The 19,577-nt window shown below is 73.3% G+C and carries 21 protein-coding genes; 9 read left to right on the top strand and 12 right to left on the bottom strand.

The window, feature by feature from the left end:
* Nucleotides 1–206 precede the first annotated feature (206 nt).
* The 6 genes from Srubr_RS10650 to cynR all read right to left on the bottom strand — a co-directional run bounded on the left by Srubr_RS10650 (nt 207) and on the right by cynR (nt 5,616).
* Complete coding sequence (locus Srubr_RS10650; protein ID WP_189991002.1) at nt 207–1,052, bottom strand: LLM class flavin-dependent oxidoreductase; 846 nt, start codon at nt 1,050–1,052, stop codon at nt 207–209.
* 198 nt (nt 1,053–1,250) lie between these two features.
* Complete coding sequence (locus tag Srubr_RS10645; protein WP_189991000.1) at nt 1,251–2,201, bottom strand: class I SAM-dependent methyltransferase; 951 nt, start codon at nt 2,199–2,201, stop codon at nt 1,251–1,253.
* The gene (locus Srubr_RS10640) at nt 2,144–2,788 is read right to left on the bottom strand and encodes a cysteine hydrolase family protein (protein WP_189990998.1); all 645 of its coding nucleotides are present in this window, start codon (nt 2,786–2,788) and stop codon (nt 2,144–2,146) included. Before Srubr_RS10640 ends, Srubr_RS10645 begins: the two co-directional genes overlap by 58 nt.
* Nucleotides 2,785–3,918, bottom strand: a complete 1,134-nt coding sequence (locus Srubr_RS10635; protein ID WP_189990996.1) for an isocitrate/isopropylmalate family dehydrogenase — start codon at nt 3,916–3,918, stop codon at nt 2,785–2,787. Before Srubr_RS10635 ends, Srubr_RS10640 begins: the two co-directional genes overlap by 4 nt.
* Complete coding sequence (locus Srubr_RS10630) at nt 3,915–4,451, bottom strand: EF-hand domain-containing protein (protein ID WP_189990994.1); 537 nt, start codon at nt 4,449–4,451, stop codon at nt 3,915–3,917. Before Srubr_RS10630 ends, Srubr_RS10635 begins: the two co-directional genes overlap by 4 nt.
* A 274-nt stretch (nt 4,452–4,725) precedes the next feature.
* Nucleotides 4,726–5,616 (bottom strand): transcriptional regulator CynR, encoded by an 891-nt coding sequence (cynR, locus tag Srubr_RS10625; protein WP_189990992.1) that lies wholly within the window; start codon nt 5,614–5,616, stop codon nt 4,726–4,728.
* A 147-nt stretch (nt 5,617–5,763) separates the two neighbouring features.
* Between cynR and Srubr_RS10620 the strand changes: the two genes are divergently transcribed.
* From Srubr_RS10620 to Srubr_RS10595, 6 genes are all read left to right on the top strand, one after another.
* Nucleotides 5,764–6,357, top strand: a complete 594-nt coding sequence (locus tag Srubr_RS10620; RefSeq protein ID WP_189990990.1) for a carbonic anhydrase — start codon at nt 5,764–5,766, stop codon at nt 6,355–6,357.
* A gap of 53 nt (nt 6,358–6,410) precedes the next feature.
* Nucleotides 6,411–6,881, top strand: coding sequence for a cyanase (gene cynS / locus Srubr_RS10615; RefSeq protein ID WP_189990988.1), 471 nt, complete (start codon nt 6,411–6,413; stop codon nt 6,879–6,881).
* A 125-nt stretch (nt 6,882–7,006) separates the two neighbouring features.
* Entirely contained in the window at nt 7,007–7,978 is a 972-nt protein-coding gene (locus Srubr_RS10610; protein WP_229926496.1) for an L-threonylcarbamoyladenylate synthase, read from the top strand.
* Nucleotides 7,979–8,647: 669 nt separating this feature from the next.
* A complete protein-coding gene (locus Srubr_RS10605) occupies nt 8,648–9,904 on the top strand; it encodes a uracil-xanthine permease family protein (RefSeq protein ID WP_373313399.1) in 1,257 nt (418 codons plus the stop codon).
* A complete protein-coding gene (locus Srubr_RS10600; protein WP_189990984.1) occupies nt 9,901–11,334 on the top strand; it encodes an amidohydrolase family protein in 1,434 nt (477 codons plus the stop codon). Before Srubr_RS10605 ends, Srubr_RS10600 begins: the two co-directional genes overlap by 4 nt.
* Nucleotides 11,331–12,041, top strand: coding sequence for a sulfite exporter TauE/SafE family protein (locus Srubr_RS10595; RefSeq protein WP_189990982.1), 711 nt, complete (start codon nt 11,331–11,333; stop codon nt 12,039–12,041). The genes Srubr_RS10600 and Srubr_RS10595 overlap by 4 nt, the downstream gene beginning before the upstream one ends.
* A gap of 21 nt (nt 12,042–12,062) precedes the next feature.
* Here the strand turns inward: Srubr_RS10595 and Srubr_RS10590 are convergent, their stop codons facing one another.
* From Srubr_RS10590 to Srubr_RS10570, 5 genes are all read right to left on the bottom strand, one after another.
* The gene (locus Srubr_RS10590) at nt 12,063–13,103 is read right to left on the bottom strand and encodes a LacI family DNA-binding transcriptional regulator (RefSeq protein ID WP_189990979.1); all 1,041 of its coding nucleotides are present in this window, start codon (nt 13,101–13,103) and stop codon (nt 12,063–12,065) included.
* Nucleotides 13,104–13,244: 141 nt separating this feature from the next.
* A complete protein-coding gene (locus tag Srubr_RS10585; protein WP_189990977.1) occupies nt 13,245–13,535 on the bottom strand; it encodes a lasso peptide biosynthesis PqqD family chaperone in 291 nt (96 codons plus the stop codon).
* A complete protein-coding gene (locus Srubr_RS10580; RefSeq protein WP_189990975.1) occupies nt 13,532–13,987 on the bottom strand; it encodes a lasso peptide biosynthesis B2 protein in 456 nt (151 codons plus the stop codon). Before Srubr_RS10580 ends, Srubr_RS10585 begins: the two co-directional genes overlap by 4 nt.
* A gap of 18 nt (nt 13,988–14,005) precedes the next feature.
* Nucleotides 14,006–15,838 carry an asparagine synthase-related protein gene (locus Srubr_RS10575; RefSeq protein ID WP_189990973.1) on the bottom strand — a complete coding sequence of 611 codons (1,833 nt, stop codon included), beginning with the start codon at nt 15,836–15,838 and terminating at the stop codon, nt 14,006–14,008.
* Between the two features lie 10 nt (nt 15,839–15,848).
* Nucleotides 15,849–15,974 (bottom strand): lasso RiPP family leader peptide-containing protein, encoded by a 126-nt coding sequence (locus Srubr_RS10570; RefSeq protein ID WP_189990970.1) that lies wholly within the window; start codon nt 15,972–15,974, stop codon nt 15,849–15,851.
* Between the two features lie 373 nt (nt 15,975–16,347).
* On the opposite strand from Srubr_RS10570, the gene Srubr_RS10565 reads away from it, so the two are divergent.
* The 3 genes from Srubr_RS10565 to Srubr_RS10555 all read left to right on the top strand — a co-directional run bounded on the left by Srubr_RS10565 (nt 16,348) and on the right by Srubr_RS10555 (nt 18,881).
* Nucleotides 16,348–17,121, top strand: coding sequence for a histidine phosphatase family protein (locus Srubr_RS10565; RefSeq protein WP_189990968.1), 774 nt, complete (start codon nt 16,348–16,350; stop codon nt 17,119–17,121).
* Nucleotides 17,122–17,463: 342 nt separating this feature from the next.
* Nucleotides 17,464–17,769: a hypothetical protein gene (locus Srubr_RS10560; protein WP_189990966.1), complete on the top strand. Its 306-nt coding sequence runs from the start codon at nt 17,464–17,466 to the stop codon at nt 17,767–17,769.
* Nucleotides 17,770–17,999: 230 nt separating this feature from the next.
* Nucleotides 18,000–18,881 carry a DUF5995 family protein gene (locus tag Srubr_RS10555; protein WP_189990963.1) on the top strand — a complete coding sequence of 294 codons (882 nt, stop codon included), beginning with the start codon at nt 18,000–18,002 and terminating at the stop codon, nt 18,879–18,881.
* Between the two features lie 104 nt (nt 18,882–18,985).
* Here Srubr_RS10555 and Srubr_RS10550 read toward each other — a convergent pair whose 3' ends face one another.
* Entirely contained in the window at nt 18,986–19,483 is a 498-nt protein-coding gene (locus Srubr_RS10550) for an MSMEG_6728 family protein (protein WP_189990961.1), read from the bottom strand.
* Between the last annotated feature and the right edge of the window lie 94 nt (nt 19,484–19,577).

Genomic DNA, 19,577 nt, shown 5'->3' with positions numbered 1-19,577 from the left:
TATCGGCGCCACACGCCGGCCGCACCGGCCATTCCCCGCTCGGCCGCCGGCCTCGGGGCAGCAGAGGCCGGCCCTCGACGGACGTGGGGCGGCGCGGGCATCACCCAGGCCGCCGAGGCAGGTGGGGAACGGACATCGCCGACCCGCACGCCCCAGCGGTGCGGGGACGTGCGTTCACGGTCGCCCGCGCGGTGTGTCCCGAGCCCTCAGAGGATGTCGGCGAGACGGTCTACCTGGTCGGGGTCGAGGCCGTGGCAGTAGAGCATGACCTCGTCGGCGCCCAGGTCGGTGAAGGCGGTGATCGCGGCGCGGATTCCGGAGGGCGTGGTGAGCAGCCCGGCCACCATCCGGTCGGCCATGCCGGTGAAGGCGTAGTAGGCGTGCATGGCGGCCCGGGCGTCGGCGACGGTCTCTTCGGGGCCGAGTGCGACATTGACCTGTGCGACGATGCGAGGTTCGCCGTTGCGCCCGTACTCCTTCCAGAACGCGCGGACGGTCTCGAACAAGCCGCCTGCCCAGGACGGCTCCGCCGCGGAGAGGAAACCATCGCCCCAGCGTGCGACGCGTTCCAGCGCGGCGGGCTGGAAACCGCCAAACAGCACTTCGGGGCCGCCGGGGCGGGCGGGAGCGGGGCCGATCGGGCCGGCCCCGTCGCCGTACGGCCGGCCCGACCACAGGCGGCGCAGCACCGCCATCTGCTCGTCCAGGCGCCGGCCTCGGGTGCGCTTGTCGATGCCCGTGACCCGGTGATCGTCGTCCCGGCCACCGATGCCCAGGCCGAGGACCAGGCGACCACCGGTCATCCGGTCCAGCGTGGCGGCCTGCTTGGCCAGGAGGGCCGTATCCCGCAGCGGGGCGAGGAGCACCTCGGTCTGGACCCGGATGCGGGAGGTCGCGCCCGCGAGAACGGCGAGGGCCACCAAGGGCTCCGGGTTGTGGTGGACGAGTCGGTCGAGCAGTCCGAGTGTGCTGAAAGGACCGGCTTCGGCGCGCCGGGCCCACGTGAGCAGAGTGGCGGGGTCGCCGATGGGCAGTCCGATACCGACGTTCATGAAGGAGCCTCCGACAGGCAGGAAGGGTCGACAAGGACAACTGCCGCCCCTCCGGCACCTCAGGGAGGTGGGACGCTCCCGCTCTGCGGCGTACTTCCGGGGGAGCCTCTCATCGAAGTGCCCTCACCTTAGGACGGCATTCTTCCGGCCGGCAAGCCAATTCGGCCCGCGCACCCGCCGGTTGCCGAGGACATCCGTTCAGGGTCGTGGGCCGGACGAGGGGCAAGGGAGGGTGGCGAAGCACCAACGGTTGGCGGCCAGGGCGTCGTTCGGTTCCGGGCGGGGGCCACGGCCGTGTACGGCGGTGAAGTCGTACGGCGTGTGCGTGGCCACCGTCCAGCCGCGGGCGGTGAGTTCACCCGCCGTGTCGGGACGGGTCCCGCCGTCGAACAGGGCGAGCAGGTCGATGCCGGTCCGCTGCCTGGCGGCGGCATAGACGGCACTGGCCCGTACCCGCGGTGCCTCGACGCCCGGCTTCACCTCGTACGCCAGCGAACTGCCCACGGCGCTCAGCCGGTCGATCGTGGCCACGAGACGGCGTTCGGCAGCCGCCGGGAGGTAGAGCAACAGCCCCTCGGCGAGCCACGCGGTGGGCGCGGCGGCGTCGAAACCCGTCTTCAGCAGGGCCTCGGACCAGTCGAGCCGTAGATCGGCCGTAAGGACCCGGCGTCCGGCCCTGGGAGCGGCGCCGATCCGGTCGAGTACCGCTTGTTTGAACGTCAGCATCCCGGCCGTGTCCACCTCGTGGATCACACAGCCCGGCGGCCAGTCGAGCCGGAACGCCCGGCAGTCCAGGCCCGCCCCCAGCAGGACCACCTGCCGGACGCCCTGGCGCGCCGCGCGGAGCAGGTGGTCGTCCAGGACGCGGGTGCGCAGGCCGAAGTACCGCCCGAGCCGGCCCCACAGCGGGTCGGCCTCGCCGGCGGGCACCTGCTCCGGGCGGACCGGCCAGCCGGCCGAGGCCGGCGCCGCGCGCACGAAGTGCTCCGCGAACGGATCCCGGGCCAGGGCGTCGGGGCGGTGCGTCTCGATGGCCCGGGCCGCGGCCACCAGCAGGGCCGTGCGGCCCACACCCGCCGCGACAGCGGGGCTCAGTCCGGCGGCCGTACGCACGTCTCCTCCTCGGCTCGGTACACCGGCGCGGTCCATGCCCGGGGGTCGTCCGCGGTGGTGGTCCGGGCGCCGTAGACGAGCCGCATGAACCCCAGCACGGCGTCGTACGGCAGGTGCAGCGCGGCCGTGCAGTCCGTCAGGACGGTGACGTGGAAGCCCTTCTGGAACGCCGTGCGGGCCGTGGTGTCCACGCACACGTCCGCGTACAGCCCGGCGAGGACCACATGGCTCACGCCCCGCGCGCGGAGGTACTCCTCGAAGCCGTCGGACAGGAAGGCGTCGAAGCAGGCGCGCTTGGTGAACACCCGCTCGCCCGGGGCCGGGACGACGGCGTGGAACCGCGCACCCCATGAACCCTCCAGGCACTTGGGCCGCTTGCCGAGCGTACGGTCCCGCAACCGCCAGCCGGGCCCCTGGTGTTCGGGGTCGCCGACGAAGCGTACGAAGAGCACCTCCACGCCGCGCTCGCGCGCCCGGGCCACCGCCCGGACACAGCCGGCGGCGGCCCGTTCCAGCACGGCCACGTCCTCGCCGAAGCGGGCCAGGGCCGCCGGGCCGGCGCAGAAGTCGTTCTGCAGGTCCACGACCACCAGGGCCGTCCTGTCCGGTTCCGCGCCGGTCATGACCCGCCGGCCAGGGCGTCGTCCTTCTGGGCCCCGCCGGTCCGCGAGGTGTCGAGCAGGGCGAGCAGGGCGTCGACCACGGCACTGGTGGAGTGCCGCCCGCCGAGGTCCGGGGTGCGCACACCCCGCTCGTCCAGGGCGCGCAGGGCCTGCTCGGTGGCCCGTACCGCCCCGCCGCACCCGGCGTGGCGCTCCGCGACGAGCGCCGCGGCGCGGATCGTGGCCACCGGGTTGACGAGGTCCCGGCCGGCGAGGTCGTCGGCGGACCCGTGGACCGTCTGGTACTCGACCAGGCCGGACAGCCCGGGATCGAGGCAGACGTTCTCGGTGCAGCGGCTCTCCTGCCGGTCGCTGCCGAACCGGTCGAGCAGCATGACGTGCATGATGTCGGCCCACTCGTTCCCGGCGACGACCAGCGTGCGGTCGGGCAGCCCGTGGGTGATCAGATTGCGGTTGACCGTGTCCGGCTGGAACAGGTCGACGCGTATGCCGAGCCGGTCCGCGAGTTCGGCCACCCAGGTGTCCAGGGCGCCGTCCAGCAGGTGGAACTTGTAGGCCATGACGATGCGGTCCGGGGGACCGTCCGGCCACTCGCGCCGGGCCCGGCGCAGGGCGTACGTGACCACGGCCTCGGTGATCTCACGGCTGAAGGTCATGGTGCGGGTGACCTCGCCGTGCGCGTGCCGGTTGACCCCGGTGTAGAACCCCTGGGCCTGGTCGCGCACCAGCAGCAGCGAGCGACCGGCGCCGGTGAGGAGATCGACCTTCACACAGCGCAGCCGCTGCCGGACGAGGTAGAGCGACTGGGCGTTGACGGCCGTACGGAAGACCGCCCGGGTGCCACGGGCGGCCACGGTGCGGCAGAACCGCTCGTAATGGTCGGCGTCCTCGGCGGTCAGCGCCTGGATCCTGGCCACGTCCCGTTCGGCGCGCAGCGACTGGTACGAGTGGTAGAGGCGGGGGGAGCGCTCGATCGCCACGCCGTGCGGATGCCCGGCGGTCAACGAGCCGAGCACCCGCTCGAAGACGTCCGCGACCTCGGGCCCGGTGCCCCGGCCCACCGCCAGTCCGACGACGGGTCGCTCCGTGCCCGACTCCCGTCCGGCCGGGGCGACTTGGGGGAGGTTCATCGGGTGGTGCCCGCGGTGAGGTGGTCACCGGGGATGCCGGCCTTCTCCGGACGGTAGTAGTCCCTGATGCCGTCCGCCCAGGTGGCCACGGGGACGCGGACGCCGTCGACGGGCTGGAAGGCGTCGAACAGGGCGTCGATGTTGGGGCGCTGGAATCCGATGGCCGTCATCAGGGCGGTGAAGTGCGCGCGCTCGACGAAGCCGTCGCCGTCCGGGTCGCCGATGGTGGCGAGGGCGTCGGCGAACTCGTCGACCGTGGCGTCGAACCGCTCCGGGTCGAGCACGATCGCGGTGAACTCCTCGGGGCTGACCCGCCCGTCACCGTCGGCGTCCAGCTCCCGGACGAGTGTCCGCCAGTAGCCGCGGAAGGCGTCGAGCAGCCTGCTCTTCGCGTTGTCGCCGGCCTCGGGCACCGCCGCGGTGACCCGCGTGCCCATCAGCTCGAAGTCGTCAGCTTCCAGGACGCCGTTGCCGTCGGCGTCGAACAGGGAGAAGACGAGCCGGACGCGGTCGTTCGCCTCGGTGGTGGGCATGATGTGTCCCCTTACGACGGAAGAGCGGTGTGGCGGATGACCGAGGACCGTCCGGAGCGCTGAGGAACCGTCCGGCGGACGTCGGCGATCCCGGCCCTGCGGCCCGACCACTATCGGCGCGCCCCCGTCGCCCCGGCGCGGAAAGCCGGGGGCATGCACACGAAAGGAGGGAATCCGACGGCCGGCGCATGAAACGCCACCATCCTGGAAAGCGTCCCGCCCCCCGACGGTCTCGGAGCAACTCGCGCCGAAATCAGCCCCGTTGGCCAGGACGTCACCCCCGCGCGCGGACGAGGTCGTGGGTGAGGCCGGTGAAGGCGCGGGCGGCGGCGCTCTGGTAGGCGTCGGTGCGGGTGAGGAGCGCGACGGTGCGCACCGGCAGGGGCGGGTCGAGGGGGACGAGGGTGAGATGGGGGTGGTCGTGGGCGATGGCGTCGGGCAGGACGGTGGCCAGCGTGGTGCGCTGGACGATCGCCGTGAGGGCCTGGATGGAGTTCGCCTCCACCGCCGTGCGGGGGCTGATGCCGTGCTGGGCGAAGTAGTCGTCGATGTGGGTGCGGGTGGCGAAGTCGCCGGTGAGCAGGGCCAGTTGCATCCGGGCGAGGTGTTCCACGGGCAGTGCGCGGTGGCCGTCGGCGGGCTGGCGGGCGCTGGTGACCAAGGTGAGGGACTCGGTGAACAGCTCGGTGGCGGTGATGCCGGGCAGGTGCGTTCCGGTGAAGGCGATGCCGAGGTCGATGTCGTCGGCGAGCAGGCCGGCCTCGATGCGGTCCTGGGCCATCTCCCGCAGGGTCAGGGTGATGCCGGGGTGGCGGCTGTGGAGCTCGGCGGCGAGCGGGCCGGTGAGGTAGGCGGTGAAGGTGGGGGTGACGGCGAGGCGCAGATGACCGCGGCTGAGGTCCCGCACGTCGTGGACGGCGCGCTCGGCGGCGGCGAGGTCGCGCAGGGCGCGGCGGGCGTGGTGGACGTACGCCTCGCCGGCGTCCGTGAGGCGCACGGTACGGCCGGTCCGGTCCAGCAGTTGCGCCCCCAGCATCCGTTCGAGCTGCTTGATCTGCTGGGAGAGGGTGGGCTGGGAGATGTGCAGCTCTTCGGCGGCGCGGGTGAAGGTGCCGTTCTCCGCCACGGCGATCAGATAGCGCAGGTGGCGCAGTTCCAGGGCCATACCGCGACTATAGGTGAGATCTATAGGTGCTAGGCCCAGCAAGTCTTGGACGCTATAGGTACCGGTCGGGCAGGGTGGGGTGCGCCGGCCCGGTGAGGGCGGCGCACCCGTCCAAGGGGGGTGACCCATGTGAAGGGAAGTGACCCCGTGCATGATCTCGCCGAGGGCGTCGCGCGGTTCCAGCGGGACGTCTTCCCGGCCAAGGAGGGCCTCTTCGCCCGCTTGGCCGGACAGCACAGCCCGCACACCCTGTTCATCAGCTGTTCGGACGCCCGTGTCGTCCCGGAGCTGATCACCGGCAGTGAGCCGGGCGAGCTGTTCGTCGTCCGCACCGCCGGCAACCTCGTGCCCGCCCACGGCCCCTGCCCGGACGGGGTCGCGGCGAGCGTCGAGTACGCCGTCGCGGTCCTGGGCGTGCGGGACGTCGTGGTGTGCGGCCATTCGGCGTGCGGCGCGATGACCGCCCTGGCCCGGTGCCACGACCTGTCCGGCACCCAGGCGATCGCCGGCTGGCTGCGGCACGCCGACGCCTCCCGGGCCCGTGCCGCCCGGGGCGGCGACGTCGACGCGCTGGTACGGCACAACGTGCTCGCGCAACTGGCCAACCTGGCCACCCACCCCTCGGTCGCCCGCGCCCTGGCGGAGCGGACGCTCACCCCGCACGGCTGGGTCTACGACATCCCCACCGGCCGCGTCGAGGTCCTCACCCCCACCGGCGACCCGGCCGCCCTGGCGTCCTGACCTCCCCTGCTCGCGGACTCCCCGCGACATATCCCGTAAGGAACGTGATTCTCATGGTGCACGCCCAGTTCGACCCCGCCGCCCGTCAGGCCCTCGCCGTGAAGGCGGTCGAGGCCAAGACGCGCAAGAACCTGTCCTGGGAGCAGATCGCCGAGGCCTCGGGTCTGTCGGTGGCCTTCACCACCGCCGCCGTGCTCGGCCAGCACGCCCTGCCGGAAGGGCCGGCCGAGGCCGTCGCCGAGCTGCTGGACCTGGACGCGGAAGCGGTGATGCTCCTGCAGACCATTCCCACCCGCGGCTCCATCCCCGGCTCCGTCCCCACCGACCCGACGATCTACCGCTTCTACGAAATGCTCCAGGTCTACGGCACCACCCTGAAGGCACTCGTGCACGAGCAGTTCGGTGACGGCATCATCTCCGCGATCAACTTCAAGCTGGATGTGAAGAAGGTCGCCGACCCCGAGGGCGGCGAGCGCGCGGTGATCACCCTGGACGGCAAGTACCTGCCGACCAAGCCCTTCTGAGCACCCGCTCCGCGCGGATTCCGTCCCGGCGGCGCCGCGGGCACCGGCGTGATCCGGATATGCCGGGCAGGGGGCCGCCGGTGCCGTGGGCCGGGGCCGCGCGGGGCGGTGAGAGAATTGCCCGCGTGAAGGCAACAACCAGTGACATCGAGAAGGCGGCCGAGGTGCTGCGCGCCGGGGGCCTGGTGGCGCTCCCGACCGAGACCGTCTACGGTCTGGGCGCCAACGCCGAGGACCCCGCCGCCGTCTCGCGCATCTTCCAGGTCAAGGGGCGCCCGCCCACCCACCCGCTGATCGTCCACATCGGTGGCGCGGAGCATCTGGACGCGTGGGTCGAAGAGGTGCCCGCGACGGCGCGCCTGCTTGCCGAGCACTTCTGGCCGGGCCCCCTCACGCTGGTCCTGCGGCGCGGCCGGCGGGTGCCCCTGGAAGCGACCGGCGGCCTGGAGACGGTGGCCGTGCGCGTGCCCGACCATCCCGTGGCACTCGCGCTGCTGGCGGCCTTCGGCGGCGGTGTCACGGCTCCGTCCGCCAACCGCTTCGGCTCGGTCAGCCCCACCACGGCGCACCACGTCCGCGCGGAGCTCGGTGATGCCATCGACTTCGTGCTGGACGGCGGCGCCTGCGAGGTCGGTGTCGAGTCGACCATCGTCGACGCCACGGGCGAGATCCCGAGCATCCTCCGGCCCGGCGGGGTGACCCGCGAGGAACTCGAAGCGGTGCTGGGGCACCCGGTCGCCGTCCCCACCACGAGCCATGTCCGGGTGCCGGGCCAGCACCCGTCCCACTACGCGCCCCGTGCGCGGGTCGTCCTGGTCGAGCCGGAGAAGGTCGTCGCCGAGGCGGAGCAGGCCCAGGAGCTGGGACATCAGGTGGGTGTCCTGCTTCCGCCCTCGCTCGCCGGCACCTCGGTGAAGACGCACGTCGTGGAGACCGTCCCCGATTCGATGGCCGCCTACGCGCGCGGGCTGTACGGGCTGCTGCGCGACCTCGACCAGCGGGGCTGCGACCTCATCGTGGCGTCCCTGCCGGCGGAGGAGGGACTGGGGCTCGCGATCGCCAACCGGCTGCGCCGCGCCGCGGGACCCCGTTCCTGACTGATCATTCCAGAACAAGGGGAAGCGGCGGCGCCGGACGAAGGCCCGCTCGACAGCGCGGCGGCTCCTGCCTCGGCAGGGGCCGCCGCGCTGTGTCACCCTCGCGGCTGACGGTCGGCCGAACGGCGGCGTGGCCGGGGCGAGTCGGCCGGTGCCGCCACCCTTGACGGCGGATCGGCAGGCTCACATACTGGCGGCCAAATCGATTTGGCCAAATCGATTTGGCTCTCCGTCCAGGGCCGGATCGCGGCTGAAATCCGAGCGTGTCCTACGCCCGAACGGAGCCCGAACGTGTCCAGTCCCCGCCAGAGCCGCCCCGGAGTCGGCCAACCCCTCGCCCCCGGCCGGACCCCACTCCCGGCCCCGGCCACGACCCCGGTGACGTCCCCCCGCCCCGCCCCGGATCCCGCCGATGCGCATCCCGCCGGCGCCCACCCTCCCGCGAACGCGGGCGCCGCCGGCACCGACTCCCCGGCGGGTGACGGCACCGGCTCCCCGGCGGGTGACGGCACCGCGTCCTCGACCGGTGACGGCCCCCGGCCCGGGACCCATCCCGAGGACGACGGGCCCGGGACCCACCCCGAGGGCGACGGGCGCAGGCCCCACCCCGTGGACGAGTCGCGACCCCTCGGCCGGATCCTGCTCTTCGGCATCCAGCACGTCCTGGTCATGGCCGCCACCCCCATCTCGGCGATCTTCCTGATGAGCGCCACCCTCCGGCTCGGCAGCGAGCTGACCGTCGACCTGCTCTCCGCGGCGTTCGTGCTGTCCGGCATCGGATCGCTGATCCAGTCGCTCGGACCGTGGAAGGTCGGGCCGCGGCTGCCGTTCATGATGCTGCCGGGCGGGGCGCCGCTCATCCTCTTCCTCGCGATCGCCGAACAGCACGGCCTGCCCACCGCCACCGGCTCGGTGATCCTGACGGCGTTGTTCTCCTTCGTCGTCCTGCCGGTCTTCACCCGGCTGCTCAAGTTCTTCCCCGCCCTCGTCATCGGCACCATGATCGTCATCGTCGGGGTCAACCTGGTGAAGGTCGGCGCGGTCCTCGTCACCGGACAACCCGGCACGCCCGGCTTCGCCGACCCCGTCAACCTCGGACTCGGCATGGCGACGATCGGCTTCACCGTCGTCTTCTACCTGCTCTTCACCGGCATCCTGCGTCAGCTCGCCGTGATGCTCGGCCTGCTCGCCGGTACCGCGCTCGCCGCCGTGACCGGCGCGATCCACGCGGGCGGTGCCGGCGGCGAGCTGGTCAGCCTGCCGCGGCTGACGCCCTTCGGCTCACCCGTGTTCCATCTCCTCGCCGCGCTGCCGCTGATGCTCTACAGCCTGGCCTCCATGGCAGAGGCCACCGGCCAGACCGTCATCAACGCCGAGGCCGTCGGCAAGAAGATCGACCGCCGCACCGACGTGCCGAAGACCGTCCGGGGCGACGCGCTCACCTCGCTCCTCGGCGCGTTCTTCGGCCTGCCGCTCATGGTCACCAGCGGGGAGAACATCGGCATCGTCCGCGTCACCGGCGTCCGCAGCCGGTTCGTCACCGCCGCGGCCGGCGTCGTCCTCGTCGTCATCGGCTTCCTCGCCCCCGTCACCCGCGCGATCAGCGTGATCCCGTCCGCGGTCGTCGGCGGCACCGCCATGGTCGTCTTCGCCGTCATCACCGTGCTCGGCATCCAGACGCTCGGCCGCTCCGACCTCGACCGGCACACCAGCACCTTCATCTGCGCGGTCGCCCTGGCGCTGGGGCTGCTGCCGATCCTCGTGCCCGGCGTGTACGGCCACTTCCCGCCGAACGTCCGCATCCTCCTGGAAAGCGGCGTCGCCGTCGGCGCGTTCGTCGCAGCGGTCCTCAACATCCTCTTCCACCACATCAGGCCGGGCATCGCCGCCCGCCTGACCGTCGTACGCACAGAAGGCGACCGATGAACCAGCCCGAGCGTGAACTCCTCACCGCCCCCGGCCCGCTCCTCCTCGTACCGGACGTGGTACTGCTGCCCGAAGGCCCCGTCGACGGCCTTGCCGTCGTCATCGACGACGGCCGCTTCCAGGCCGTCGGACCGGCGGACGAACTGGAGCGCACCCATCCGCGGTCGCGGGCCGTGCGACTGCCCGGCCGGCTCCTGATGCCCGGTTTCGTCGACGCCCACCACCACCTCACCCAGAGCTTCGGCGCCGCGCTCGCCTTCGGGGAACCCTCGGAGATCTTCCGCCGGGTGTGGGTGCCGCTCGAGGGCGCGCTGGACGAGGAGGCGGCCTACACCGCGGCCAAGCTGGCGGCCCTCGAAGCACTGCGCGGGGGCTTCACCACCGTCGCCGACGCCGGCACCCGCGCCGGTGTGGACGTCGACGTGGTCGCGTCGGCCGCGCGGGACGCCGGGATTCGCTGCGTACTGGGGCTCGTCTGCAACGACGCGGACGACGCGAGCGGTGACGGCGGTGCCACGGCGGGCGACCCGGCCGTGCTGCGCGGCGCGGAGAAGCACCTCGCCCGATACGCCGGCGATCCGCTCGTCCACGCCTCCCTCGCCGTCTCCATCCCCGAGGCGGCCACCGAACGCACCCTGCGCGCCACCGCCCGCCTGGCCGCCGAGTCCGGCGCCGTCGTACAGATCCATGTGAACGAGCACCTGGCCGGCGTGGAACGCTCTCTGGTACGGCACGGACTGCGGCCCCTGGAACACCTGCACCGTATCGGCGCGCTCGGTCCCCAGCTGCTCGCCGCGCACGCCGCGCTCCTCACCCCGCACGAGCTGACCCTCCTCGCCGACACGGGCACCGCCGTCAGCTACAACCCCGTCGCCAGCGCGTGGAAGGGCAACGCGGTCGCGCCCGCGACCACCATGGCCGAGCGCGGCATCCGCTTCGGCCTCGGCACCGACGGCACCCGCGGCGACGGCTTCCGGCTCGCGGACGCCGCCGAGTTCGCCCAGCGGCTGGCGTACGGGCTGAGCACCGGCGACTCCTCCTGCGGCGCCGGCTGGACATGGCTGGAGACCGCCACCCGCGGTGGTGCCGACGCCGTCGGCCTCGGTGCCCGCACCGGCACCATCGCCCAGGGCCTCGCGGCGGACTTCCTCCTCGTCGACATCGGGACCCCGGAGCTTGCCCTCTCCTGGGACCTGCCCTGGGAGCTGGTGCGGCGCGGCAACCGGGACCAGATCACGGCCGTGTTCGTCGCCGGCCGGCTGCGCATGTGGCACGGCCGGCCGGCCGACTGGGACGGGGCCGCGCTGGTGCGGCGCGCCGCCGAACTGGCCCGTGCCACCGTCGGCAAGGCGGACATCACCCGGGTGCACCGCACCTCCGCCGCGGCACGGGCACTGCACCGGTCCCGGGAGCGGGTGACGGCGCGGTGACGGCACAGACACTGACGGTCCTCGCCCTCACGGTGGCCGTGGCCGCGTTCGTCCAGGGCAGCAGCGGGCTCGGCTTCGCGCTGATCGTCGCACCGGTGGCCGGGATGCTCGATCCCCACCTGGTCCCGGTCTTCGTCCTGGCGTCGATGATCCCGCTGAACCTGTACGTCGCCTGGCGCGAGAGGGCGTCGCTCGATCTGCGCGGCGCGGGCTGGATCACCGGGGCGCGGCTCGCCGCCACCCCGGCCGGGCTGGCGGTGCTCTGGATGATCCCGGAACGCGGCCTCGGGGTGTTCGTGGGCGTCTCCACCGTGCTCGCGGCCGTCGTGAGCCTGGCCGCGCCCGCGTTCACCCCCGGCCGGGCCGCCTACGTCGGAGCGGGCGCGGTGACCGGGCTGACGGAGACCGCGACCGGTGTCGGCGGGCCTCCGCTCGCGCTGGTCTACCAGCACCGGCCACCCGCCGAACTGCGCTCCACCGTCGCCGCGTGCTTCCTCGTCGGCGAAGTCGCCTCCCTGGCACTGCTGTTCGGCACCGGGAAGGCACAGGCGACGGAACTCGGCCAGGCCGCCCTCCTGCTGCCGGCGATCGCCGCCGGCGCGTGGCTCAGCCGGCTGGTGCACCACCGGCTCGACGCACGCAGGATGCGCCTGTTCGTCCTGGTCTTCGCACTGGTCTCCGGGCTCGTCCTGATGCTCGGGGTCTGACGGCCCGGACGGGGCCCGGGCTCAGGTCCGGGCGGCCCGGACGGACGACGCCCGGGCGATCACCCGCGGCTCGGGGGACACCGCCACCGACGGTACGGCGGTGTCCCCGCGCAGCCGCCCCAGCAGCAGCTCCACCGCGTCGGACGCCGCCCGGTCCAGGTGCAGATCGACCGCTGTCAGCGGCGGCTGGCAGGTGCGGGCACGCAGGCCGTCGTAGCGGGTCACCACCATGACGTCGTCCGGTACGGAACGCCCGCTGTCCCGGACCGCCCGGACGGCGCCCACCGCGAAGGCGTCCACCAGTGCGCAGACCGCGTCGATGCCGGGATGCTCGGCGAGCAGGGCGGCACACCGCTCGTACCCCGCCCGCTCGCCGCCGGACTCGGCGATCCTCGCCACGATCGGTGTCCAGCCGTACTCCTCGGCGAGCTGCTCGTACGCGGCGATCGCGTCCACGGACGAGTGCCGCGCACCGGCGCCCACCATCAGCGCCGGCCGGACGGCACCCTGTTCGCGCAGGTGCCGCAGCAGCAGCTCCGCGACCAGCCGGCCGCGCAGATCGACGTAGGGGGAGTCCTCCTCGGGCGACACCGGCCGGCCGAGCGCCACATACGGCAGCCCGCGCTCACGCAGCTGGGCCGCCGCCGCGTCCTCGACGTCCGGCTCGACCACGATGGCCCCGTCGATGTCGACGGAGTACAGCGCCGAGCCCGATTGCACGGGCGGTACCAGCACGAGCGCGTAGTCGTGCAACAGGGCACGTTCCGCGGCGGCCGCCGCGACCTCCATGTAGAACCCGAGCCGGGACGGCCCGCCCGCCACCGCGAACGGCATCGAGGAGGCGAGCGCGATCACCTTCGCCTGCCCGCGCCGCAGCCGCTGCGCCCGGAGATTGGGCCGGTAACCGAGGTCGGCCGCGACCTGCCGGATGCGCTCCCTCGTCCTGGGGTCGACCTTGCCGCGCCCGTTGAGGGCGTGGGACACGGTCGTACGCGAGACCCCGGCGACCCGTGCGACATCCGCGATCGTCGGCGGCTTCGGGCCGGGGGCGGAGACAGCCATCTGCGCGGACACTCCTCGCTGACGGAAACGGTTGACCCGCCCATCTTCCCCGACCCACCGCCCACCGTCGCGGCCCGGTGGATGCCGGCCTCGGCGGACCCGGCCCGTGTCCTGCTACCGGCGAGGTGATCCGAGTCGCCGCTACCCGGTGGTCCGGCCGTCATCCGGGGCGGAGTCCAGGAGACCGGCGGAGCGGAGCCGTTCGAGGAAGGTGTCGACGTCGGATTCCGCCTGTTCGCGTCCGATGCCGTAACGGGACACCAGGTGCTCCGCGGTCGTGCGTGGGTCCGATCCCCGCGCGAGGTGTTCCAGGATCGCCGCGGCGGTGGCGTTCAGCTGCCAGTACCGTCCGCCGCGCTCGTCCAGCAGGACCAGCCCGTCATCGGTCGCGACGGTCGTCACGTGGGGGTGCAGTCGTGCCCTCCGGGTCATGGACGGACTCCCCCTGTCCAGGAGTGGCTTTCGACAGTGATCAGTGGCCGCCACAGGGTGGTGTCGGTGCTCTCCCCGACCGCGGTCCCCTCCGCCTCCACCCAGGCGTGCGCACGGAACGGCATCGTACGGACCCCGACCCGCCACGTCGGCCACGCGCCCCGCACTCGGCACAGCAGGGCGATGGCCACGGACCGCTGGAGACAGCCGTCACCGGCGCACATGACGCTCACCCTGAGAACCGCGGCCCGCGCCGCCGCGGCCTCGTCGTAGGTCGCCGGTCTCGCCCCCTTGGCCAAGCGGGTCAGCACGCGCCGCACGTCGTGGGGCGGTCGGCGCGTCAGCAGGCGGGCCGCGCCGACGGCCAGCACCGCGCACAGATGCCGTCCCGGAGTCAGGGGCCGCTGGTCGCCGGGCCGCGCCAGCGCCGCACCTCTCGCTTTCCTCACCATGTTCCTCCGGTAGGTGTGTCACGGGTCCATCCCGCCGGTCACGGCGCCGCGAGGCGTGGGCGGCACACGGCCACGCAGCCAGGATTCGCAGTTCAGCGTCAGGATGAGGGCAGCCGGCAGGGGACCTGGCCGCTGCGGGGCCAGGCACGCCTGGCGCAGTTCCCCCGCGTCGATCAGTCCCAGCCGGGCCAGCCGCGAGTCGTCGCACAGCGCCGCGAGCCTCCGCCGCTGACCGCGCAGGCCGGTGTGGACGTCCTCGGCCATGTCGTTCTTCGTGGAACGCTGGAGCATTCCGCGGGGCACGGTCCCAGCCAGGGCTTCCCGCAGGAGCGGTTTGAACTCCCAGGGACTGGAACGTTCCTCGGGGCGGGTCGCCAGGCAGATCTCCACCACACGGTCGTCGAGGTAGGGCGTGGCGGTCCGCACACCCGCCTCGCCCGTCAGCTGGTCGACCAGCCGGGCGATCCGTCCGGACGTCCTGATGTTCTCCAACGCCAGGTGCTGGGTACGGGTCTCGGCCAGCGGCCGGGCATGACGGGCCGCGTCGGTCAGCGCGTCCGCGACGGCCTGTGCGGCCCGCGCGGTGATCCACGGGGGCAGCCGCAGGGTCTGGTGCCAAAGGGGCGGGGGAACGCGCCACTGGCCGGGCATCGGCGAGCGCAGGTGCCGGGCGCTGTGCGCCAGCCACGCCCCGTACGGGCGGCGGTCGCTGACCATCTGCCAGGTCTGCCGCACCGACCACCGCCGCAACCCCCGCTGCCCGTAAAGGTGGTCGAGGGCCGACAAGGGGTGTTGCCGGATCAGCGTGTGCACGTACGACGGCGGCGCCGTCAGGACCTCGTCACCGCCGTGGCCCGTCAGGTGCAGCCGGGAGCCGGCCGACCGGGCGAGGCGCGCCAGTTCCAGGAAGCGCGCGCCCTGCAGGCCCTGGAAGGGCTCGTCGTGGCGGGCACGGGTGTCGAACAGGCCTTCCAGGGCATGGGGCAGTCCGTCCGCGCCGATCAGCCTGTGGTCGGCTCCCGGCATGTGACCGGCGGCTCGTACCGCCGCCGCCGTGTCGTCGTCCTCACTGGTGAGACCCGTGAGGGTGAGAGCGACGAGCCGGGTGGCCCGCTGCCACGCCAGATAGGCGACCGGGGTGGAGTCGAGTCCGCCGGACAGGTCGCAGCTGACGACCGCGCCGGTCCCGACACGGGCGTGCACGGCGGTGGAGAGAGCCTCGCGCAGCAGGACGGCGGCCTGGGCCCGGGTCAGCTCGGGGCGGGGCGGGCTCCATCGCCGCCCGGTGCGTGCCCTGCCGTCCGGGGTCAGTTCGAGGAAGTGGTCCCCGGGCAGCGCTCGCACACCCCGCCACACGGTCGTCTCCGACAGCGGGTGCGGCACACCGGGGAGGAGCAGCCGCAGGGCCAGCGCGGTCTCGTCCAGCGCGGTGGCGCCGACGGCCAGGAGGTCCGCGCGATTCGACGCCAGCGGCCCCGCGCCGTGGAACAGCCGCCGGGTGTGGGCCAATGTGCCCCAGGCGCGGACCGTTCCGCCGGACGAGACGACGACATGATGGCTGCCGGGCAGCCCCGACGCGGCCCGCTGCAGGTCCGCCGGGGTCCGTGAGCCGGCCAGGCGGCTCTCCAGCAGGCGCCGGTCCACCGGGCAGAAGCCCAGCACCGCGACGGTTCCCGCGGGGGTACGGCTCACCAGGAGCCGGTCGCCGTGGAGTACGCCGACGATCAGCGGCCGTCCCGACGGATGAGTGGCCAGGACCTCGGCGTCCGGAGCGGTGGGGGCGCGGACGCCGTCGCGGTCGGGAAGCACGACGAACTCGCCCTCACCGCCCGGCTCGTGCGTGTCCGGCACGGCCAGGACCTCAGTCCCACAGCCAGATGGTGTCCCAGGTCTGGGAACCGATGCCGTTCGTCAGCTCGGCGAACTCGCCGAGTTCGACCATCATCGGGGACTCGTACTCCTCAACCGTCACTTCCGGGTTGTCCATCTCGTTCCTCCTTCCAGCGGCCCACGGAAAGCCGCTACGGGGGCCTGGTGCGGCCTGGTGCCATGAGGGCAAGGACAATGCTTCCCCATGAACAAGCGGAGCCGCACCGGAATGTGACTACTTTCCGTATCCAGTCAACTCCTTTCTGTATATAGGTCACGAGTGCGAGACCAGTGGCCGCCCGGTAACAAGCCACCTTCCGTGGCTGTCACTTGGGCGGGTGATGTGTGCCTGGGAGCCCTCCGCTCAGCGGCTCGCCGAAGAAGCACGCGGGCCGTGACCGGCGTACCGTACGTCGAGCGGCCGCCCGCTGACGGGCCCGGCCACCCCGGCAGACCGGCAGTGACCACACTGAGACGACCAGGAGGCTGGTATGTCCCCGGCGCATCCCGTCCCGGCCGACGACACCGGCACCAGCCTGGCGCCGCCATGTGCCCTGGGCGCGCTGTGGGTCGTACGGCACGGGCAGAGCACGGCCAACCGGGCCTTCGCCCTGGCGGAACGGTCCGGGACCACCGCGTTGCCGGTGTCCGGACGCGACCGCGATGTCCCGCTGTCCCCGCTGGGCCTCGCGCAGGCCCACGCCCTGGGCGACTGGCTGGCCGGCCGACCGCCCGCCACCGGGCCGGACTTGGTGGTCTGCTCGCCCTTCACCAGGGCACGGCAGACCTGGCAGGCGATGGCGGACCGTGCTCGGCGGGGCGGAGCGGCGCCGCTGCCGGTGCTGGTCGACGAGCGGTTGCGGGACCGGGAGATGGGCGTCTTCGAGCTGCATCCCCCCGCAGCGCTGCGGGCCCGCGCGCCCGAGGAGGCCGACCGCCGTGCACGTCTCGGCGAGTGGTGGTACCGGCCGCCCGGCGGCGAGGCGCTGACCGATGTGGCCGTGCGCGTGGGCCAGTTCGTCAGCGACCTGCAACGGGCCGCGCCCTCGCGGCGGGTCCTCGTCGTGGCGCACGACGCCGTGGTCATCGGCCTGCACCACGTCCTCGCGGGCATCGGCGCACCCGCGCCGGACCGGCTCCCTCCCGTCCCGAACGCCTCGGTGTCGTCCTGGCGCGGCGACGGACAGCGCCTGCACCCCGAGTCCTGGGGCGACACCGCCCACCTGACCGACCTCGGCTCCCCGGACGGCGACGCCCCGGCGTGAGCCCCGCCCAGGGCATCTCGTGCGACCAGGCGACTCCTGCTGGAATCCGATGGACGCTGTGGTGAGCGCCGCGGATGCCCACGGGCTTCTCGGGGTGATCGACCGGGGGTTTGCGCAGCGTCGGACACCGGTGGCTCCGGCGCGGGTCCGACGGGCGGGGCGCACCGACCTCCTCGTCCGGGGCCACCACCGGCACAAGGCGGCGCGCCCGACTCGGTGTCGGATGTCGCGAAGCGCTTGCCGACGACATCGACGGCTGCTGCACTGAAGGACCGACCGGCCATACCGCTCATACGGGAGGCCCGCGTTGAAGCGCATCGCGACACCCGACCAGGAGATGACATGAAGCGCTTGACCTCCATGCTGTCCGCGGCAGCTCTCACCGGGACGGCCCTGATCGGCTTTTCCGTCGCGTCCGCGGCCTCGGCCGACGCGGCGGTGCGGAACGTCCAGAGCGTCCAGGGCTGCTACGACTATCTGCTCAATCACAACTACGAGCTGCGGGACGCCCGCAAGAAGGCGTGCTACGAGGGCGCCAAGGGCGGGGCCATCCCCATCAGCAACTGTGTGCGGATGATGCTGGCGGCAGGCGTGACGGACCCCGGAGACGCTCGGGGGGCGTGCAACGCGGCAGCGGCCCGCACCTGACCTCAGGGGACACGGCGGCGGAGCCCGGTCCGCGGAGTGACGAAGGCGGGTCGCGGGACAACCGGCACGGCAGGCGCGGGAAGCAGTCCCTTCGGATGCAGCCCGGACGGAAGGCATCTGGCCGTGGTGGGACGCGCATCGTGCTCCCGCCGTCGGCCGTAACCTTCCGTCCTTCGGGCTCGTTCCAGCAGGCGACACATCTGCCGCCGGGGTACGAGGAGGGGCGAGCCATGGGCCGTCGGCCGCGTGGAGTCCGTACGTGGTCGGCCGTCGCCATGGCGGTCGTCGTCACCCTGGGCGGCGGCATCGCCTCCGCCGCCGCGCCGGCCCCGGCCGGGCCCCTGGCGTGCCAGGGGCCGGTCATCCGTTGCGTGCAGGACGCGCGCCGCACCCTGGAGGGTATCCGGGACCGGCTGGGCTGCGACCACCGCGCTCCCTTCCCCGCCATCTACGTCCACCTCGAGCGTTCGCTGGAGACGGCGGTCGCCCACGGCGAACCCTTCGACGAGCCGTCCTGGCTCGCCGGCAGTCTCAACACCGGCTTCGTCAACCTGTACCTCGACGCTTACGAGGCCGACCGCGCGGGACGCCCCGTACCGGCCGCCTGGCACGCGGCGTTCGCGGCGGCGCGCACCGCCGATGTCAACGCCGGGCAGGACGTGCTCCTGGGAGCCAACGTGCACATCCAGCGCGACATGCCGTACGTCCTCGCCGCCCTCGGACTCACCCGCCCCCAAGGGGGCACGCGCAAGCCCGATTACGACCGCTTCCAGGCGGTCCTGGACCGTGCCTACGGCCCTGCCGTCCGGGACGTCGCCGACCGCTACGACCTGATCGTCGCCCTCGCCGACGACCGGTGGAACCCCATCGCCGGGCTCACCGCCGGGCAGCTGTTCCGGTCCTGGCGCGCCCGGGCGTGGGAGCACGCCCGGCAACTCGTCGACGCCCCCGACGAGGCCGCCCGTGACCGTGTCGTCCGCAGGATCGAGACGAACGCCGCGGATTGGGCGCGACTGCTGAGCGCCGTCCGTGTCCCCGGCTACCGGACGGTCCGCGACGACTACTGCCGGACGCACACCACTCGCGAGCTCGCGCCGACGCGTCCGCGGTAAGCCGAGGTCTCCGGCACGGTCCCGACGGCGCCCGTCCTGGCCGGTGTTCGCGCACGTACCGCGCGCCGGCTCCGGCGAGGTCACCACTACGGTGACGGCGGTGCCTACGGGCCCGGCGGGAGGCCGGCCGGTCCGTCGGCCTCGCGGTCCGAGGACGGCCATACGTAGGGCAGGTCGTCGGGGACGCCGGGGAACAGGTCCGCGTAGGTCTCCGGGTCCTTGCGGACGAGCGCGGACTGGTGGCTGCGGTGGAAGGCGGCGTCACCGAGCCAGGGCGGCAGTTCCCCCGCGCGGGCGAGCGCGGCCTGGTCGCGCACGTGGGCGCCGGGGTGGGCGCCGGCGTAGTCGGCGACCAGCGACGCGGCGCAGCTGTCCTGGTGTCCCTGCTCCCGCCACACCCGGCAGATCTCCAGCCCGTAGCGGACCAGGGCCTCCTCGTAGCCGTGCCACATCCGCACGGCCGGGTGCCTGCGCCAGCCGTAGCCGGGCACGGTCAGCCCGCGCAGGACCTGGAGCGCCTCGACCCGCTGCTTGCCCAGGCGGCGGCGGTCCAGGAGCAGGGCGGAGCGGCGGAAGTCGGAGTCGGGCAGGAACGTCTGCATGGTGCTCCCTGGATGCCATGGCCGGTGCCGTGTACCCGTCCTCCTTCCCGCTCCGCCGCGCCGACGGGTGCGCCGTGGGCCGAACGGGTCAGGC

The organism is Streptomyces rubradiris (genome assembly GCF_016860525.1).
Taxonomy (GTDB): Bacteria; Actinomycetota; Actinomycetes; order Streptomycetales; family Streptomycetaceae; genus Streptomyces; species Streptomyces rubradiris.
Note: the sequence above shows the minus strand (reverse complement) of the source record. Positions and strands in the feature narration are given on the sequence as shown.

Bases quoted from the DNA above. Each gene is read 5' to 3' on its own strand.
- cynR (WP_189990992.1), bottom strand. From the start codon at position 5,616: ATGGCCCTGGAACTGCGCCACCTGCGCTATCTGATCGCCGTGGCGGAG.
- Srubr_RS10585 (WP_189990977.1), bottom strand. From the start codon at position 13,535: ATGACCCGGAGGGCACGACTGCACCCCCACGTGACGACCGTCGCGACC.
- Srubr_RS10555 (WP_189990963.1), top strand. From the start codon at position 18,000: ATGGGCCGTCGGCCGCGTGGAGTCCGTACGTGGTCGGCCGTCGCCATG.
- Srubr_RS10645 (WP_189991000.1), bottom strand. From the start codon at position 2,201: ATGGACCGCGCCGGTGTACCGAGCCGAGGAGGAGACGTGCGTACGGCC.
- Srubr_RS10570 (WP_189990970.1), bottom strand. From the start codon at position 15,974: ATGGACAACCCGGAAGTGACGGTTGAGGAGTACGAGTCCCCGATGATG.
- Srubr_RS10600 (WP_189990984.1), top strand. From the start codon at position 9,901: ATGAACCAGCCCGAGCGTGAACTCCTCACCGCCCCCGGCCCGCTCCTC.
- Srubr_RS10580 (WP_189990975.1), bottom strand. From the start codon at position 13,987: ATGGTGAGGAAAGCGAGAGGTGCGGCGCTGGCGCGGCCCGGCGACCAG.
- Srubr_RS10650 (WP_189991002.1), bottom strand. From the start codon at position 1,052: ATGAACGTCGGTATCGGACTGCCCATCGGCGACCCCGCCACTCTGCTC.
- Srubr_RS10640 (WP_189990998.1), bottom strand. From the start codon at position 2,788: ATGACCGGCGCGGAACCGGACAGGACGGCCCTGGTGGTCGTGGACCTG.
- Srubr_RS10565 (WP_189990968.1), top strand. From the start codon at position 16,348: ATGTCCCCGGCGCATCCCGTCCCGGCCGACGACACCGGCACCAGCCTG.
- Srubr_RS10590 (WP_189990979.1), bottom strand. From the start codon at position 13,103: ATGGCTGTCTCCGCCCCCGGCCCGAAGCCGCCGACGATCGCGGATGTC.
- Srubr_RS10635 (WP_189990996.1), bottom strand. From the start codon at position 3,918: ATGAACCTCCCCCAAGTCGCCCCGGCCGGACGGGAGTCGGGCACGGAG.
- Srubr_RS10630 (WP_189990994.1), bottom strand. From the start codon at position 4,451: ATGCCCACCACCGAGGCGAACGACCGCGTCCGGCTCGTCTTCTCCCTG.
- cynS (WP_189990988.1), top strand. From the start codon at position 6,411: ATGGTGCACGCCCAGTTCGACCCCGCCGCCCGTCAGGCCCTCGCCGTG.
- Srubr_RS10605 (WP_373313399.1), top strand. From the start codon at position 8,648: ATGGCCGCCACCCCCATCTCGGCGATCTTCCTGATGAGCGCCACCCTC.
- Srubr_RS10560 (WP_189990966.1), top strand. From the start codon at position 17,464: ATGAAGCGCTTGACCTCCATGCTGTCCGCGGCAGCTCTCACCGGGACG.
- Srubr_RS10550 (WP_189990961.1), bottom strand. From the start codon at position 19,483: ATGCAGACGTTCCTGCCCGACTCCGACTTCCGCCGCTCCGCCCTGCTC.